This window comes from Neobacillus sp. DZ-9, assembly GCF_059587065.1.
Window position 1 is genome coordinate 65,117 of sequence record NZ_JCAIOL010000010.1, and the last position, 16,988, is coordinate 82,104.

A 16,988-nucleotide genomic window follows, 5' to 3' on the forward strand; every position below is an offset into this window, starting at 1 on the left:
GGTAATTAGGAAGTGCTCCTAATGCCCGAGTGGGGGAGAATTTAAGCATGGAAGGAAATTAGGAAGTGCTCTTAATGCCCGAGTGGGGGAGAATTAAGCATGGAAGGTAATTAGGAAGGACTCTTAATGCCCGAGTGGAGGAGTATTAAGCATGGAAGGTAATTAGGAGAGCTCCTAATGCCTGAGTGGAGGAGAATTTAGCGTGAACGGTAATAAAGAAAATCCCCAATAAAATGGTTCTTATTTTTTGAAAAAAATGAAACTAATTTCATGCTTTTTCAGTCTTAATGGTCGAAGACACCCTTCGTGAATTCTTAACCTCCAAAGAAACAAAGGAGATCATTAAGGATGATGCATATAAGGTATTCATTCGTTCGAAGGATAAAAAAGAGAGAGTGATTACGAGATAGTAGAAAACAAAAGACTCCATTTTGCAGGAGTCTTTTGTTTTTTTAGCATCGATTGTTATTTTAAATCAAGATAGTGGTCATACATTTCCAGTTTTTCCAAAAGTTCGTGCTTGTAGGCAAGCAACGCTTTTTTGACGATGGAGCTATAATTATCGTTGCTAAGCTCCACGTTGCATTCATCCAGTTCCCTGTTTTTAACTAATTTAAGCTCATTAAAAATATTTCCTAATTCTCTCCCCATCTTGAAGCCTCCCAAATTTTTAATCTATTTCTTTAAAATAAGGATGGACAAATTTTTCATAGATTATACGGGGGAGTACGTTCTATTTTGAGGCTAAATTATCTCGATTGACTGCTTCGGGCGGCTGTTCCATCCAGCCGTTATCAATCATGATTTTTGCGCCCTCTTCTACAAATAATGAGATATTCATTAACGCTCTTGTGTACATGAACCCAATATCGTGTCTTCCATTTACAGCTGCAGAATTTCCAAATGCCCGAATCTTCATCGAGAACATATCTACCTTATGAAACAACATTAATTTATCCGAAAAAGGAGAATAGGTGGATGTTGTGACTAAATGGTCAAGAAAGGGCGGTGATGGTAAGTTTTCTTCATGAAGCTTATGCATATACCGCTCTAAATCATTATGTGTAATATCTCTGCCTTTTAAAAATAAATCACGGACCCTTTCCGATTTTACTACTTGACTAAAACCCATGATCAGCGCTTTGCTTGTCACGTTATTTTCAATATTGTCATAAAGATGGGTGATTTCTAAGGCGTGTAAAGGCCGTACTTGACCAAAATACCCATTTAGAAAATCTCGATGAACGAATGTTACTTTTTCCGGTATTGGTATGGCAGGCGGTTTCATAATAAAGCCTTTTTTCATTAATAGATTATTTATGTGTTCCATCAATTCAATGGTGGAATTCAAGCAGTGAATAAAAAATTCCTTGACATCCTCTCTATACATTAGAGGGATCGCCACACAATAAATGCTGAGCCCCGCTTTTGCGGCATATTTTAAATAATGGACGTAGTACTGATCTTCAAATAATCTGGGAGCACCAAGATTAACATCCTCATCTGAAAACCCAGCCGGGATCGGAAAGTTTTCCTTTTTAAAAATTCCTGCGATTGAACTCATAAATTCCGTTGTTAACGATAGAGCATGATCCAGCAGTTTTTTTATATCTTCATCGTCTACGTTTTGCTGATAATATCTTAAAATACATGAAGACATGCTATTACCCATATAGGTCGCCCAAAGTTTCCCTATTTCGGCTGCCGTTAGTTTTTCTGATACGGAACTTTTTTCTATAACGGAACCTTTTTCTGAAGTCAAAAGTTTTTCGATGGAAGCAATTTTTTTGGAACCAATCTTTATTGGTTTAATCATTTTTGCCAAATCATTCACCTTACCATTTTTTAGTTATGTTTCTTCTTTTTTAAAAAATTTATTCCTTTGAAAATTCATACAACCCGTAAATGATCATATTTCCGAGGTTGAAACGTTTGAAAGAATTGGGATTGTCCGCGATGGTACGGAGGATATCAAGGAATATCATTGGATCTACACGGTAACAAATGAAAATGAACAATATCAGCTAAGCGATATTAAAAAAACAGAATAGTTTTTTAGGCAAGGGCCAGATCCAATTGAATCTGGGCCTTGCCTTTAATATACTAAGATTAAAAATAATAGATTAGGTTAGGAACTGGAATTTCATGAACAAAAAGAAATTTGTCATTTTAATAGCGGTGGCAGTGGTATTGCTTCTGTTGCTGGTGAATGCCGGGAAGTTCCTGGTTGTTGAGGACGCCGTAAAAAAAGCAGATGCCATTATTGTCTTAAGCGGCGACCACGGCGAACGAGTGGAAAAAGCGGCAGAGCTGTATCATCAGGGATACGGCAAGTATTTTGTTATTTCTGGCGGCATCATTTATAACGATGTGACAGCTGCTGAGTTGATGAAGGAGCATGCTTTAAAGCTCGGGGTTCCGGAAAGTGCGATTATCCTAGAGGACCGTGCTGATAGCACCTATGAAAATGCCGATTTCACAAGGAAGGTCATTAAGTCTTATCCAATCGATTCTGCCATCGTTGTTTCGTCCAATTATCATATGAAAAGAGTCAAAATGATTTTTGAACGCGACTTTGAACATAGTGGAGTCAAGCTTTATTACGCCGGTGCGAAGGATCGTTATTTTAACAAGACGAAGTGGTGGAGTAATAACAAAAGCATCATGATTACCGTTAATGAATATATAAAAATGACGGGGTATGCCTTAGGGAAGAACTATTGAGGGGGATTTCTGATGGGGACAAGTAAATTCATTGGTGTTAAGCAGCTGTCGTATCAATTGGCGCGACAAGAAATCAGGACGGGTGACTTGCTATTTTGCAGCGGCCGGCATATTGTTAGTGAGCTGATCAAGAAGGTTTCGGATTCGATGTTTAGCCATGTGGCCTTGTTATGCTATTGGAATGATCGCGTAGTAGTATTAGAAAGTGTTGAGGATGATGGTGTCAGGGCGGTTCCGTTGTCTCATTACCTTTATAACTATGAAAATAGTAACGAAAAGTATAATGGTGAATTGTACTTGGCGCGCCATGAAGAGGTGGGCAGTCCTCATTTTGATTTAGGAAAAATCAATAAAATGCTGGGAAATGCCGTGGACTTGCTTAATTATAATTATGATAAAGATGAAATCGCCCGGATTGTGGCCCGCGTAGGTTTAGGGATCGGCAAGCACAAGGATGATAAGGCGTTTATTTGCTCGGAATTTGTGGATGTATGCTTCAAGCAAATGGATATTGTATTTGGGCGTGATCCGATGGGATTTATTTTTCCCGAGCATATTGCGGCGGATGCGAAGGTTAGGCCATTGTTTGAAATTCAGCCGTAATCGGCAGGGATTTTTCGAGGAGGATTTTCCGATTTTTGTATAAATTGACGATCCTGCCTTAAAAATAGACAAAACGGCTTAAAAAATAGACAATTGGCCATCAAAAATAGACAAAACCGTTAAAAAAATAGACAAAGCACTTTGAAAAATAGACAAAACTTAAATATGGAATTGCCCGATTGGTAAGAATATCAATGGAAAGGGGTATGGATATGGAATTAACCATTAAGTGGAAAGAGAAAATGGCCTTTTCGGGTGTGACGCCCTCTGGACATGAAATGATCATGGATGCAGCTCCCGAGGTGGGGGGAGAGAATTCCGGCGCCAGGCCGACGGAACTGCTGCTGCAGGCGGTTGCGGGGTGCACCGGAATCGACATTATCTCCATCCTGCATAAGATGAGGCTTGAGCCTTCGTCTTTTCATATGGAGGTTAAAGGCGAACGTGCCGAGGAACATCCTAAGCGATTTACAGCTATTAACATTCATTATGCGTTCGAAGGAGAACTGCCTGAGGACAAGGTTGTCCGGGCGATTCAATTGTCGAAGGATAAATATTGTTCCGTTTCGCATTCCCTAAATGCCGAAATAACCGTCAGCTACTCTATTAATGGGGCTAAAGGGGAAAACAAAATTTAGATTGCCACTGAAAAAGCCCTTCCCCAATGAGAAGGGCCTTTCGCATTATTGGACTAAAGCGCCGTTGCTGTCAAAGGTATATTTCGTTCCATTGATCTCTCGTTCTCCAGTGACCATTTTCCCTTTTTCATCGAGAAAGTACCATTTTCCGCTGGAACGGGCCCAGCCTGTCTGCATGACTCCCTGCTTATCAAAGTAGGCCCAGTTTTCTCCGGCAATGTACCATCCAGTTACCATGGCACCGGTAACCTCATTGAGGTAATACCATTTTCCTTTGTCCTGCAGCCAGCCTAGCCGTCTTTTGCCATTTTCATAGAAATACCATAGGGAATTTTCTTTTACCCAGCCTCTTTTCGGGGTATCATTGGCAGCCCGTACATCATTTACAAACTCCGTCCAGGTCACCCCATGGGAAGTTAAATAGGCTAACGGGTCCATATGGTCTGTTCCGCCTAGATTCTTGGAGACCCATGCATGTGATACCAGGGTTTGGCCGTTGATGATATCTAGATTTTTTTGTTTTAATAGATGGGCAATTAGCCAGACATAGCGATGATAGGAATCTATAAATTTAGCATGGTCGCTTGTCTCGCATAATTCCACATGGACATAACGAGGATTCCCCTTCCCGGCGCCCCATGCTTTGTAATCCGTATTGGCTGTTTGAACAATCGAATCCCAATCGACGAAAAAGTGAACAAAGGCATTACGATTGTCCCATTCCCTGTGAAAATAAGCAGATTCTGCTTCTGCCGTTGCTTCCGGGGTTGAGGTTGAATGAGCTACTACCCCCTCATAAGCGCCAACACCGTTTCGATACGGTTCTCTTGGCAAACCAGGGATTAAATCTTTTTTAATTGGATAAGTCATGACTTACTTCTCCTTTCAATATAATTTATCCACTGTGTTTTCCGCTAACATTGTTATGGTATTCACGAGGGGAGTAAATTGCTCTTATTAGGATGGGATAAGTTGGAATTTGTGGGATGTTCGGTAAAAAATGGTGCGAGGCAATAGAAATCCCCCCGGACTTTCTGTCTCAAAAGACTTTTCCGAGGGCAAACCTTATTGTAAGTAGTCCGGATGATCCTGTTTCTGCTGCTGATTGATTTCTGCGAAAATATTTGGCTGTTCCTTATTCGATGCTGTGTGGTCAGCAGGCACATTAGGAAAATAGTGGTCCAGGAGTTTTTTCAGCTCACCGACTGTGACTGGTTTGGCATCATCTTTTAATTCATATCCAAGCAGGCCGTTGGGTTCAATTGTGGCGTATTTAATGTCTTCGATTTTTGCAATGCCTTCGTTGCGCATCCGCATTTCAAGATGGTCAACGGTCAGCCGCAGTCTTTTTAATGTTTGGATATTCAAGATGCCATTCTCAATCACGACCTTCGATTTGCCGCTTAGAAGTTTTTCAGCAAAATTAAACTTTATTTGTAAGTATTCTAAAATCAATAAAATTGCGACAAAAACGGCAGCACCTTCGATGGTTTTTGTTACACTTTCCTCTACTATTGGTTGAACGATGATTGTCCCAATGGCAATTACGACAATGGTTTGTGCCAAGGTCATTTGGGCAATCGATTTTCTGCCGGAAATTCTTAACAGGAGAGTCCCTGCTGCAATTAAAATTAATGATTTCCAAATGATGGATAGATCCATCTGCTCAGCTCCTAATAATATGTTTTTATATAATTTTCCACTTATAATCCAAATTATTTATTGTAGAAACTATATTTAATGGAGGTGGGCATGGATGAAGAATGAAAGCACAAATCCGCCAAATTCGATTAAGTATAGTATTTGGCAAACGCGGACGGAAGAGATTGATCCAAGGATTAAGGAGAAACTGGCTCAATCACAGCCACGGCGAAAACCAATTGATAATCCTGAGTGAAATCAAAACCCCCATTTTTTGTTTGGGGGTATTTTCATTTATTTGAAATGAAATTATTAGTATAAGGCAGTTTATGTGACCTTATTTTCTTTTCGCTGCCTAATCTGGTCACGTAGACCGCCTCTAAGTGACTGTTTTTTCAGTTCATGACCTAATCGGGTCGCGTAGACAACCTCTAAGTGACTGTTTTTTCAGTTCGCGGCCTAATTGTGTCACGTAGACAGCCTTTACGTGACCGTTTTTTCAGTTCACGGCTTAATTGTGTCACGTAGACAGCCTCTATGTTACCATTTTTACTGCCTATGCCCCAAGTCGGTCACGTAGATTTCTAATGGCGAACCACTGATGCATAATTACACTTTCATTTTGTCAGGAAGGTCCTGAATCGACTGGACGACCATATCAAGCTTGGACTCAACGCGGTAAAGCAAGAAGAGGGTCACCGCAATTGGGAATCCCACCTCGTTTATGATCGGGATAATCTGATCCATGGTATTCGCTCCTTTCTTAATTAAGAGTTTTGTAAAAAGAGGCCGGCTTCATCGTTGACGAGAATCCGGCCTCTTCTTTATTTAAAAAAGTAAATATCGACTTTGAGAATTGTCCAGCTGTAGCGCCTAGGGGCTCGAGGTCATAAGTCAATCCGTCGAAAAGGTAAAGAACAACCTTTCCGCCGGCTTGCCTTATGCTTGTCGCCCCTGATCAAGGCGCTTCCGCTTTTCTATTTAAACAAGTTCATATTCAGTTACATTTCGGTCTATGACTCTTGCTCCTTTTGCTTCCACAAACTTGCCGCTGGCAGAAGTGAAAACCCCAGATGCAATAATCTGTCCCATCGAAAGTTTAACAACCTGCTCATCAACCGGTTCCTTTGGATTATCGATCGATAAACGAGCAGTCTTGCCAAACTCCGTACCAAACTGCAATTCCAACGTTTTAGCCATATTCTTCACCTCCTATCAATAAATTTACCTTTTATCAATCGTGTCCTTTTGAGATGCACAAATGTCCGCGGAAGGTGCCTGACACCTAAATGATGACACCTAAATGACACCTAAGCTAACGCCTAAGCTAGGATTTCGGAGCTGTCGTTTCGCTCTACTTTGTTTAAAACGTCGCTGGTTAGTGTGGTGATGGCTTGGGCTGCTTGGTATAATTGGTCAGCCGTTGCATCGTTATTGATATTGCTAAACGATTTGGCTTTGTATAGCGGATTTCCCTTTTCGTCCATGCCGGCTTCGAAAACGATACGAAGCTTAGTTCCTTCTAATAACGCTTGTGCCATTGTCTCTCACCTCCTTTCACCTTTTATATAGGAATTTAGAGGCGGAAAGGGCAGGGGGGAGAGAAATTTTTTTCAAAATAGAAAAAGAGCGACTAGGCATGCCGCTCTTTTAATCCAGTATCGTTCTAAACTAAATTATTGACCCAGATGAAGAAATAACAAACAACTCTATGGCTTCCTGCCATAGAGTTGTGTTTGTTCATGAATTAATAGAATGAGCAAGATGTTAACAAAAACAAAGACAACAATGATAAAGTAAATCATTGCCGCGGCGGTGTTAGGATTTAGCATCACGCCAAGCATCGCTCCCATCATTCCGCCCATGATGCCCGAAAGTACGCCGTTTAATGACGCGGTAAGGGAGACCGGTTTTCCGGTTAGATGTCCGACCAGCATTCCGATGGATACCGCGATAATCGTAGGAAGGGTTAAATCATTATCCTGGAGACTAATGCCCAAAATCGTCCCAAGGGTGACGCTTGCTATCATGGAGCTCGACATACTAATCATCATACCTGTCATTGTGGTGATCCTCTTCCTCTTTTGGAACGTTAGGTAGGTAACATAACTCGTTAGGAGAAAAACTAACAGTATGCTCAACAAAAGTACCATTGCCTTCTCCCCCTTTGTTTTAAAAGCAATATATGATACTTTTTTGAGAATTATGTTACCTATCCAACTTTAGTCATAGTCCTGCCTGACGGTGCATATTGTTAATATCATGTTAAAAAATGTGAAAAGTTTGTTGCTTTTTCACATAATATTCACATTTACATGTTGTTTAAAGATAGAAAGTAATCTAACCTAACAGTAGGAGGTGTGAAAATGCTGCCAATAGAGCGCCGGCAACAATTGTTAGAGTGGCTGAAAAAAGAAGGCACGCTTTCGATTACCGAAATCAGCAAGCGTCTAAATGTCTCGGAAATGACCATCTATCGTGACATTAAGCCACTGATAGATGATAAAAAAATCATCAAAACTTCAGGTGGCATCAGTTTGGCACCGGCTACGGATGTTTCCTCGTCCGCTTGTACATATTGTCTCAAGGAAGGGAATAACCGTCACCCGTTTCAAATCATCACACATGATTTAAGGGTGGAACAGCTATGCTGTCCACATTGCGGGTTATTAAGATATAAGGATATTGAAAAAGAGGTCTCGCAAATTATATGTCGGGATTTCCTTCAAAATACGACCGTCAGCGCAAAAATGGCGCACTTTTTAATGGATGCGGATTTTAATTTGAATTGCTGCCAGCCGCAAGTACTGACTTTTGCTTCGCTCAAACAGGCAGAGCAATTTCAAAAGGGCTTTGGAGGAATAATACTTTCATTTGAAGAAGCGATTGAAGAAAACCAAGCAAGAATGAACGGTCAGAAGGGCTGCGGCTGCAGTAAAAGAGAGGGAATGGTCGAATGAGAGTTAGCAGGAAGCTTCTTCTCCTTATTCCGGCCGTAATAATTTTTCTATTTCCGACTTTTCCTTCCGCCCATGCCTATATTAAAAAATCAACGCCGACTGAAAATGAGGTTTTTGATGAACCGCTTCAAAAAGTAACGATTCAGTTTGATGAACCGATTCAGCCTGATTATCATTCGATCGAGGTATTCGATTCGAACGGAAAACGGGTGGACCAAAAGAATGAGAGAATCAATCCGAATGATCCCTCCATCATCGAGGCGGACTTAAATAGTAACTTGCCCAACGATACCTACAGCATCCAATGGAGGGTGGTATCTGGTGATGGACACCCGGTTGAAGGGGTGATTCCTTTCCAAATTGGGCACGATTCCAAGGGTTCAGCCACTACCCAGGGGTCGAAAGGGTATAAGCCTAAACTGGATTTGATCCTGATTCGCTGGCTGCAATATATGAGCAGCGCCGGTTTTGTTGGAATTCTATTCTTTTACCTATTTGTTCTCCCTAAAGAATTGGGGCAAGACACATGGGTTCGAAGTCGTTTTACAAAAATAATCGTCTATTCGTTTATTACGTTATGTTTTAGCATTATTATGAGCTTGCCGCTTCAAGCAACGATTGAATCGGGTTTACCGTGGGGGAAGGTTTTCCATGTTAAAGTATTAGGGGATCTGTTGACGAAAAGTGTGTTTGGGAAAACATGGATCACAGCAATAGTGATGCTGCTTATTCTCTGGCCGTCAACATTTTTACTATGTTATAAACCTTTTCAAAAACAAATATGGATTTGGATTTCGCTGGCGCTTGGGATCGGGATGTTAAGGACGAAGACCTTCACCAGCCACGCGGCCTCCTCCCAAAGTGGTCTGCTGCCGATGATTATGGACTTTGTTCATTTACTGTCGGCATCCATTTGGATCGGCAGCTTGATTGCGCTGATTGCTTTGCTGCCATTGCGTAAAAAACAAGCCTATTTCGAAACGGTCCGCCGTTTTTCAAAATGGGGAATTGCTATCGTGATCATTTTATCCGCAACAGGCCTTTACGGAAGCTTGTTATACATTCCAAATTGGCGGTCGCTTTTCGTGACGGATTACGGAAAGGCTTTGCTAGGGAAGGTTCTGCTCTTAGTCATCATGGTGCTGTTTGCGGGGGTTAATTTTTTAAAAGGAAAGCGTAATAATGAAAGTGGAATTTCACGTTCGTTATGGGGGGAAATGTCAGCCGGAATCATCGTTCTGATTCTGTCTGTTATCCTGACGAATCTGCCGACTGCGATGGCGTCACCTGGGCCTGTGAAGGAAACGAATAAAGTTAAAGGCAGTAGCATCACGTTTGGGGCGACACCGAATGTGATTGGAAAAAACACTTTCGAAGTATCCTTGAAAGACCGAAACGGCCGACCGATTAAGGCGGTTGAGCAGGTCACGCTGACGTTTACATCGCTTGAGATGGAGATGGGGAACGACACGGTCCGTTTATCGAAGATCAAGGATGGCAAATACGGTTCAAAAGGGTTGAATTTCAATATGTCGGGCCGCTGGAACGTTCGTGTTCACGTCCTGACCAAGGATTTAGAAACAATGGATACTAATTTTAAGGTTCTTGTAGGGAGCCAATAGAAGAGGAGAAATAATAATGAAACGTATATTAAAAGCTTTTATCCCAACGGTTTTAGGGTTATTCTTATTCGCAAGTGTTGCAAGTGCGCACGTGACCGTTGTTCCAAAAACGTCAACAACAGGTGCCTGGGAAACGTATACGGTTAAGGTTCCGGTTGAAAAGGAAGTTGCTACGACAAAGGTTACCATTAAGGCGCCAGCCGGAATTGAAATTAAGTCGTACCAGCCGGTTCCTGGCTGGAAGTATTCCGATGAAAAAGATGAAAAGGGCATTGTAAAGTCATTCACGTTTGAAGCAACAGGCGAAGGCATTTTGCCAGGCCAATTCCAATCCTTCACATTTGTAGGAAAAAACCCTGACAATGCAGGCAAGGCCGCTTGGGATGCTTTTCAATATTATAAAGATGGCAGTGTTGTAGAATGGACAGGTGACGAAGGATCGGATTCCCCTCATTCGATTACGGATATCGTGGCGGGTGCGGCAGAGGCCGATCATCATGATGTGAAAACGGAAGAGCCGAAAAAAGAAGAGGTTAAAGCAGTAGACGATAAGGAAGAATCAGATTCTAATTCACTTCCATTGATTTTATCGATTGTTTCTGTAGTGTTATCTTTGGCCGCACTTGTGGTAGCGGCTCGTAAAAAATAAATGGTATAAAAAATGACCTATTCAGAAGTTGAATAGGTCATTTTTTTGAGGGATTAAAGGAGTTTGTGGGGATAATAGAAAAGTGGTCGATAAAATATAAAATGTTCAGTCAACAACAAAAACCACCCAGGAAAGTGGGTGGTTTAAAAATATACGGGTCTTACTCTGCTGTATATGCAGTACCCCATACGATTACAAATCCAGTTTCATCAGCAGAAACATAGATAGAGCCAGTATCGACGTCAAATGTTTCACTTGCTTTAGCTTGTGTGATTAAATCATTTAGCTCAGTCTCTGTTAACGGTGCTCCAAGAGCAAGAGCAAGTTTTTTAAATAACTCTTCGTGAGCAGCATCTGCAAATACTATTCCATCTGCCACAACACTCGCAATGTATTCATCACCCTGGAATAAATCATAAACATCATATTCTGCGTCATACTCAACTGTTACGCCGTACCCCGCAGCCACTTCTTTAATTTTATTTAAAGTTGGGTCTACAACAGCACCGTCAGCACCAATTTGTTTGCCTTCAATCGTGGTATTGACTGCCATAATTCCAGTGTTGTAGAAGAAATATGTTTTTCCGTTAATGTTATTCCAGCCAAGCGCCATTTTACCGGAAGTAGGATTTAGGTAGTACCACTTGCCGCCTGATTGAAGCCAGCCTGTTTTCATTGTTCCGTTTGTATTCATATAATACCAATCAGAACCAGACTTCACCCAGCCAGTCTTCATAACACCTGATGCGTCAAAGAAATACCATTGAGTGGAAACCTTAACCCAACCCGTTTTCATAACTCCGTTCGCATCGAAATAATACCATTTGTTGCTGACTGAAACCCAGCCCGTTTTCATGTAGCCATTTGCATCAAAGTAATACCACTTGCTGTTCAGTGAAAGCCAGCCTTTTTGCAAAGCTCCCTTTGCGTTGTAGTATGTCCAGTAAGAACCTTTCTTTACCCACTGATTATGGTACTGTACAGCCGTGGTGCCGCTAGTTGCAGCAAAGGATGATACTGGTGAAGAAAGGAGTGTAAGACCTGCAACTAATGCTACAGCTTTAAATGTTTTTTTCAATGTAGTGCCCCCTATTTATTTATTCTAGAGTATTTTACTATTAATATATCAATCTAGTAAATTAAAATTTTTAACCATTTTTTAATTTATTTAATCTAATTTTAATTTTTGTTATAATTGGCTGTCGAAGGAAATAAAAAAGCTGATTGGATTCTCTCCAATCAGCTTTCGCTATTCCCTGACAATTCTAATTGTGTCCTCAATTCGTTACGAACGCGCTGCTTTTCTTCTGTTGAAACCAATCCATAATAGATATGATTAATCATTTTTCCTTGTTCTTTTAACTCCATTTGTTGAATCGAAGTTCCTACATCCTTATAACCGTGTTGGATCGCAACCATTTGGTCAAAAGTAAGGTTCGTTTTTACGTTTTTGCCAAGGACGGTAAAGATATCGGAAAACTTGGTTAAGCTTGAAAGGCTCGCGCCTTCTTTAACGATTCCTTCGATGATCTGTCGCTGTCTTGATTGACGGCCAAAGTCACCTCTCGGGTCTTCATGTCGCATTCTTGTATAGCTTAAAGCTTTTTTGCCGTTTAGCGTTAATTCGCCTTTAGCAAAATGGATTCCATCCTGAGTAAAATCAAGGTCATTCTGAACCGTAACCCCGCCAACGGCATCGACCATTTCTGTGAAGCCCTCCATATTGACTTGAATGTAATAGTCAATCGGGATATCAAGAAAGTTTTCAACGGTATCCATCGCCATTGGAATGCCTCCAAAAGCGTATGCATGGTTAATCTTATCTTCTTTCCCTTTGCCGACGATTTCGGTGCGGGTATCCCGCGGAATGCTGAGCATTTTCACGGAATTGTTGTTAGGGTTGACGGTTAACACAATCATCGTATCGGAGCGGCCTTTGTCACCTTTGCGCTCGTCCACACCCAGCATTAAAACGGAAAATGGATCCTTGGCCTTCACTTCGACTGGCTTTTCCCGTTTTTTAGATTGTATTCGTTCAATCGGCTGATGCATCGTTTCAACCGCGTTATTTAAAGATTTATATACAGTGTACCCGTATGCTCCTCCGCCTAGTAACATAATGGCAAGGATGGCACTGGTCACTTTCATCCATTTTTTGCTTTTCCTTTTTTGAGATCTCATGAAAAAACCTCCTAAAAACTTACAAAGTTTATTGCAATTGCTACTCATTTTAGCAAAAATAAAGCTCGGTTGATAGGGAAAAAATATGGAAATTGTATAGTGAGTACTTTTTTGGACTAACAAAATAGAAACATATGAGAAGGACCGTTTTATTGCCCAAAAGGCCAAAAAGCGAGCATCCAAGGTAAATGAACTTGGAACCCCGACAATTCAAACTATTGTAACTATTCTTCTCGCGTGATAATCTTGTGTGTATATATTTGATTGAGGTGAGAAGAATTGAACACCAAAGCATTTACCATGGCATCCATCACTGTCATCATTTGGGGCTCGACGTTTGCAGCGATTCGGGTAGGATTGCAAGGGGGCTATTCATCCGGCCACTTAATCCTCAGCCGCTACCTTATTGCATCGGCCCTTTTCGCTATTTATGCCTTATGGCCGGGGACAAAATTCAGGCTGCCGAAAAAAGAGGATTTGCTGCGCTTATTAGTTCTTGGCTGGGTCGGCATTAGCATTTATCATATTGGGGTTACGTTCGGTGAACAAACCGTATCAGCAGCGACGGCAGGTATGTTGGTGTCGTCTGCACCCATTTTTACCGCTCTTATTTCGGTATTTATATTAAAAGAACGCATGGGATTGTTTGGCTGGATTGGATTAGCCCTAGGCTTTATTGGGATCGGATTGATTACAATGGCTACAGCAGGTTCGTCACTTCAAATATCGAAAGGCTCCTATTTAGTGCTTATGGCAGCTGTAGCAACGTCGGTGTTGTTTGCTTATCAAAAACCACTATTGAAACGGTATACCTCTATGGAATTAACCGCTTATTTTACATGGGCAGGGACACTGCCATTTTTTATTTTTTTCCCGGGTCTGTTTGACGATATCAAACATGCGACTATGGAGGCCAATCTATCTGCACTTTATATTGGGATTTTTCCGACAGCTATCGGTTACGTCACATGGGCAATTGCGCTTGGGGCAGGAAAGGCTGGTGCCGTTACGAGCATGTTATATATTGAACCGGTAATTGCTATATTAGTTGCGGGAATCTGGTTGAATGAATGGCCAACTCTAATTTCGATTAATGGCGGTGCGATCGCGATTGCTGGTGTCATTGTTGTTAATTTGCTAGGCTCGAAGCGTGAATCGATTGTCGAAAAGCAGCAAAAGGTTGAAATAACATAATGAGGTAAGTGGTTCAGGGTGCCCGCGGCGGTTCCAAAAAGAGGACGACGGTCACTGTCAGAGGTTCAGAGTGCCCGTGGCAGCTCTAAAAAGAGGACGACGGTCAATGTCGGGTATTCAGAGTGCCCGCGGCGGTTCCAAAAAGAGGACGACGGTCACTGTCAGAGGTTCAGAGTGCCCGTGGCAGCTCTAAAAAGAGGACGACGGTCAATGTCGGGTATTCAGAGTGCCCGCGGCGGTTCCAAAAAGAGGACGACGGTCACTGTCAGAGGTTCAGAGTGCCCGTGGCAGCTCTAAAAAGAGGACGGCGGTCAATGTCGGGTATTCAGAGTGCCCGTGGCAGCTTTAAAAAGAGGACGACGGTCAATGTCGGGTATTCAAAGTGCCCGCGGCGCCTCCAAAAAGAGGACGACGGTCACTGTCAGAGGTTCAGAGTGCCCGTGGCAGCTTTAAAAAGAGGACGACTGTCACTGTCAGGTATTCAGAGTGCCCGTGGCAGCTTTAAAAAGAGGACGGCGGTCACTGTCAGGTATTCAGAGTGCCCGTGGCAGCTTTAAAAAGAGGACGGCGGTCACTGTCGGGTATTCAGAGTGCTCGCGGCGCTTCCAAAAAGAGGTCGGTGGTCACTGTCAGAGGTTCAAAGTGCCCGTGGCAGCTCTAAAAAGAGGAAGGCGGTCAATGTCGGGTATTCAGAGTGCCCGCGGGGGCTCCAAAAAGAGACCCACAGGCTCCCGCTAGGCGCTTGGTTTTGCCACCACTATAATCTTCTCTCAAATTACTTCTTCAATAACAAATACATAAAATAAGGTGCCCCGATTAATGCCACCATAATTCCAGCTGGGATCCCGCTCGGTTCAACGAGATTCCGGCCGATGGTATCGGCAAATAATAACAGCCAGCCGCCAATAAGAATCGAGACAGGGATAAATAATTGATGTCTAGGTCCAACTAACGCTTTGGCAATATGCGGAGCCATCAAGCCGATAAATGTAATTCCTCCTGTAACTGAAACGGCGGAGGCGGCCAGGGCAACAGCCGTTAAAAGTAAAACAATCCGCTCTTTTTCCACCGAAACCCCAACGCCAATTGCAACAGGTTCACTTAGCCCAAGAAGGTTCAAGCGGTTGGCCTTATATAAAGTGAACGGCAGCAGGAAGACCAGCCAAGGAAGAAGTGCCCAAATAAATGGCCAATCTGTCCCCCAAATATTCCCCGCCAGCCACTTGGCGATAAAATCTACTTTTGTGCGTTCAGCAGAAGAAATAAGGACAATCATGGCCCCGGAAAGAGCCATTGAAAAACCAATCCCCACTAACACTAAAGGTACAGGCTCTAAGCCGCCATTCCTGCTATAAGAAAATACATAAATGAAGCCAGCCGTTAGGAATGCTCCGCAAAAAGCAATTAGCGGAAGCACATACACAAATGACCCTGCCTCAATCGGAAAAAACAAGAAGAACACGGTAATGGCAACGCCAGCGCCAGCATTAATGCCAATAATCCCAGGGTCAGCTAAATCATTACGGGTAATCCCCTGTAAAATAGCCCCGGATAAGGCCAGCGCCATACCTGCTAAAAACGTAATAATCATCCGCGGCAGGCGAATAGAAAATAATACAAATTCCTCTTTAAATGTCCCTTGACCAAGAAGAGTTGGCAGCAGCCGGTCATACGAGAGGGAAGAGAGTCCCATCCCCATCCCAAGAACAGTGGTCGCCAGAAGGAGTACCAGTAAAATGAAAAGAATCATCCGCTGTTTTTTTAGTAAAGAAGGTTGAATCATGAAAAAAGTTTTCCTCCCCTACGAACAATAATCAAAAAGAATGGCAGTCCCAGCACAGCCATAATGGCAGCGACAGGTGTTTCATAAGGTGCATTGATAGTCCGGCTGACTGTATCGGCAAACAGCAAAAAAGTCGCTCCGGCAATCGCACTCATCGGAATAATATAGCGGTAATCGGTTCCAACAAGGGCCCGAACGACATGCGGTACCATTAAGCCGATGAAGGCCATATTGCCAACAAGGGCTACAGAGGCACCCGCCAGGAAAATGATTACAATAAAAAGAATCACCTTAATTTTCGTTGTCTTTTGCCCCAAGCCGACAGCCACTTCTTCATTTAAACTAAGGATGGTGAGCTGTCTTGCAAGAATGAGAGAAATTAGAATTCCCAGCACAATAAACGGCACAATAACTTGGAGCTGGATCCATTTCGTACCAACCAGCCCTCCTGAAGTCCACATGGAAACATTTTTGGATATCTTAAAATAAAGGCCTATCCCCTCCGCGATTGCATAAAGCAGGGCAGAAACAGCGGCTCCGGCTAATACAATCCGGAGCGGAGAAAAGCCGCCCTTTTTCATGGTCCCGATACTAAAAACCAACAAGGTGCCAACTGCGGAGCCGATAAAACAAGCAATAGTGATGCTGAAATAGTTAGCTGAGGGAATAAACGCGATGGTCAGGGCAAGGGCCGCATTGGCCCCCGCCGTTAATCCGAGCAGCCCTGGGTCAGCTAGGGGATTTCGAGTCAACCCTTGCATAATCGCTCCGGAAACAGCCAGTGCAGACCCGACAAAAATGGCGGCCACTTCTCTTGGAAAGCGAATTTCCCGAAGCATCAGCGTGGTATCATTTTTTACGTTGGAAGTAAACGCCAGCCAGACATCCTTGATCGTTGTATCCGCCGCTCCAAACACCATGGCAGCAAAAAACATGGCAGCAAACACCAGCAGACCGGCTGCCAATTTAAATACAAAAGTTTCTTTTCTCATC

General features: G+C 42.6%; 21 protein-coding genes. 9 read left to right on the forward strand and 12 right to left on the reverse strand.

Features of this window, described 5'->3' with window-relative positions; translation table 11 throughout:
- Positions 1 to 287 precede the first annotated feature (287 nt).
- A complete protein-coding gene (locus AC59HZ_RS24005) occupies positions 288 to 410 on the forward strand; it encodes a hypothetical protein (RefSeq protein ID WP_496548278.1) in 123 nt (40 codons plus the stop codon).
- Between the two features lie 55 nt (positions 411 to 465).
- On the opposite strand, the gene AC59HZ_RS24010 is transcribed toward AC59HZ_RS24005, so the two are convergent.
- Positions 466 to 651 (reverse strand): hypothetical protein, encoded by a 186-nt coding sequence (locus AC59HZ_RS24010; protein ID WP_496548279.1) that lies wholly within the window; start codon positions 649 to 651, stop codon positions 466 to 468.
- A gap of 82 nt (positions 652 to 733) precedes the next feature.
- Positions 734 to 1,816: a DUF3231 family protein gene (locus tag AC59HZ_RS24015; RefSeq protein WP_496548280.1), complete on the reverse strand. Its 1,083-nt coding sequence runs from the start codon at positions 1,814 to 1,816 to the stop codon at positions 734 to 736.
- A 329-nt stretch (positions 1,817 to 2,145) separates the two neighbouring features.
- On the opposite strand from AC59HZ_RS24015, the gene AC59HZ_RS24020 reads away from it, so the two are divergent.
- From AC59HZ_RS24020 to AC59HZ_RS24030, 3 genes are all read left to right on the forward strand, one after another.
- Positions 2,146 to 2,724 (forward strand): YdcF family protein, encoded by a 579-nt coding sequence (locus AC59HZ_RS24020; protein ID WP_496548281.1) that lies wholly within the window; start codon positions 2,146 to 2,148, stop codon positions 2,722 to 2,724.
- Between the two features lie 12 nt (positions 2,725 to 2,736).
- The gene (locus AC59HZ_RS24025) at positions 2,737 to 3,327 is read left to right on the forward strand and encodes a YiiX/YebB-like N1pC/P60 family cysteine hydrolase (RefSeq protein WP_496548282.1); all 591 of its coding nucleotides are present in this window, start codon (positions 2,737 to 2,739) and stop codon (positions 3,325 to 3,327) included.
- 212 nt (positions 3,328 to 3,539) lie between these two features.
- Positions 3,540 to 3,965, forward strand: coding sequence for an OsmC family protein (locus tag AC59HZ_RS24030; RefSeq protein ID WP_496548437.1), 426 nt, complete (start codon positions 3,540 to 3,542; stop codon positions 3,963 to 3,965).
- 45 nt (positions 3,966 to 4,010) lie between these two features.
- Here AC59HZ_RS24030 and AC59HZ_RS24035 read toward each other — a convergent pair whose 3' ends face one another.
- Positions 4,011 to 4,835, reverse strand: coding sequence for a peptidoglycan recognition protein family protein (locus AC59HZ_RS24035; protein ID WP_496548283.1), 825 nt, complete (start codon positions 4,833 to 4,835; stop codon positions 4,011 to 4,013).
- A gap of 195 nt (positions 4,836 to 5,030) precedes the next feature.
- The gene (locus tag AC59HZ_RS24040) at positions 5,031 to 5,627 is read right to left on the reverse strand and encodes a DUF421 domain-containing protein (protein WP_496548284.1); all 597 of its coding nucleotides are present in this window, start codon (positions 5,625 to 5,627) and stop codon (positions 5,031 to 5,033) included.
- A gap of 94 nt (positions 5,628 to 5,721) precedes the next feature.
- On the opposite strand from AC59HZ_RS24040, the gene AC59HZ_RS24045 reads away from it, so the two are divergent.
- Entirely contained in the window at positions 5,722 to 5,862 is a 141-nt protein-coding gene (locus AC59HZ_RS24045) for a hypothetical protein (RefSeq protein ID WP_496548285.1), read from the forward strand.
- 353 nt (positions 5,863 to 6,215) lie between these two features.
- Here AC59HZ_RS24045 and AC59HZ_RS24050 read toward each other — a convergent pair whose 3' ends face one another.
- The 4 genes from AC59HZ_RS24050 to AC59HZ_RS24065 form a co-directional block, all read right to left on the reverse strand.
- A complete protein-coding gene (locus AC59HZ_RS24050) occupies positions 6,216 to 6,353 on the reverse strand; it encodes a YvrJ family protein (RefSeq protein WP_223594024.1) in 138 nt (45 codons plus the stop codon).
- A gap of 234 nt (positions 6,354 to 6,587) precedes the next feature.
- On the reverse strand, positions 6,588 to 6,806 hold the full coding sequence (locus tag AC59HZ_RS24055; protein ID WP_496548286.1) for a DUF2922 domain-containing protein: 219 nt from the start codon (positions 6,804 to 6,806) through the stop codon (positions 6,588 to 6,590).
- A 122-nt stretch (positions 6,807 to 6,928) separates the two neighbouring features.
- Positions 6,929 to 7,147: a DUF1659 domain-containing protein gene (locus AC59HZ_RS24060; RefSeq protein ID WP_496548287.1), complete on the reverse strand. Its 219-nt coding sequence runs from the start codon at positions 7,145 to 7,147 to the stop codon at positions 6,929 to 6,931.
- Positions 7,148 to 7,315: 168 nt separating this feature from the next.
- Positions 7,316 to 7,660 (reverse strand): hypothetical protein, encoded by a 345-nt coding sequence (locus AC59HZ_RS24065; protein ID WP_496548288.1) that lies wholly within the window; start codon positions 7,658 to 7,660, stop codon positions 7,316 to 7,318.
- 312 nt (positions 7,661 to 7,972) lie between these two features.
- Here AC59HZ_RS24065 and AC59HZ_RS24070 point away from each other — a divergent pair, with 312 nt between their 5' ends.
- Genes AC59HZ_RS24070 through AC59HZ_RS24080 form a run of 3 tightly spaced genes read left to right on the forward strand, consistent with a single transcriptional unit; the run spans position 7,973 to position 10,837 of the window.
- A complete protein-coding gene (locus tag AC59HZ_RS24070) occupies positions 7,973 to 8,566 on the forward strand; it encodes a DeoR family transcriptional regulator (protein ID WP_496548289.1) in 594 nt (197 codons plus the stop codon).
- Positions 8,563 to 10,188, forward strand: coding sequence for a copper resistance protein CopC (locus tag AC59HZ_RS24075; protein WP_496548290.1), 1,626 nt, complete (start codon positions 8,563 to 8,565; stop codon positions 10,186 to 10,188). Before AC59HZ_RS24070 ends, AC59HZ_RS24075 begins: the two co-directional genes overlap by 4 nt.
- Before the next feature lie 16 nt (positions 10,189 to 10,204).
- Positions 10,205 to 10,837: a YcnI family copper-binding membrane protein gene (locus AC59HZ_RS24080; protein WP_496548291.1), complete on the forward strand. Its 633-nt coding sequence runs from the start codon at positions 10,205 to 10,207 to the stop codon at positions 10,835 to 10,837.
- 160 nt (positions 10,838 to 10,997) lie between these two features.
- On the opposite strand, the gene AC59HZ_RS24085 is transcribed toward AC59HZ_RS24080, so the two are convergent.
- Positions 10,998 to 11,915: a hypothetical protein gene (locus AC59HZ_RS24085; RefSeq protein WP_496548292.1), complete on the reverse strand. Its 918-nt coding sequence runs from the start codon at positions 11,913 to 11,915 to the stop codon at positions 10,998 to 11,000.
- Positions 11,916 to 12,076: 161 nt separating this feature from the next.
- Positions 12,077 to 13,018, reverse strand: a complete 942-nt coding sequence (tagU, locus tag AC59HZ_RS24090) for a polyisoprenyl-teichoic acid--peptidoglycan teichoic acid transferase TagU (protein WP_496548293.1) — start codon at positions 13,016 to 13,018, stop codon at positions 12,077 to 12,079.
- 279 nt (positions 13,019 to 13,297) lie between these two features.
- Here tagU and AC59HZ_RS24095 point away from each other — a divergent pair, with 279 nt between their 5' ends.
- The gene (locus tag AC59HZ_RS24095; RefSeq protein ID WP_496548294.1) at positions 13,298 to 14,212 is read left to right on the forward strand and encodes a DMT family transporter; all 915 of its coding nucleotides are present in this window, start codon (positions 13,298 to 13,300) and stop codon (positions 14,210 to 14,212) included.
- Between the two features lie 775 nt (positions 14,213 to 14,987).
- Here the strand turns inward: AC59HZ_RS24095 and AC59HZ_RS24100 are convergent.
- Together AC59HZ_RS24100 and AC59HZ_RS24105 are read right to left on the reverse strand one after the other, a co-directional pair.
- Positions 14,988 to 15,995, reverse strand: a complete 1,008-nt coding sequence (locus AC59HZ_RS24100; protein ID WP_496548295.1) for a FecCD family ABC transporter permease — start codon at positions 15,993 to 15,995, stop codon at positions 14,988 to 14,990.
- Positions 15,992 to 16,987, reverse strand: coding sequence for a FecCD family ABC transporter permease (locus AC59HZ_RS24105; protein ID WP_496548296.1), 996 nt, complete (start codon positions 16,985 to 16,987; stop codon positions 15,992 to 15,994). The genes AC59HZ_RS24100 and AC59HZ_RS24105 overlap by 4 nt, the downstream gene beginning before the upstream one ends.
- Position 16,988: the final 1 nt, after the last annotated feature.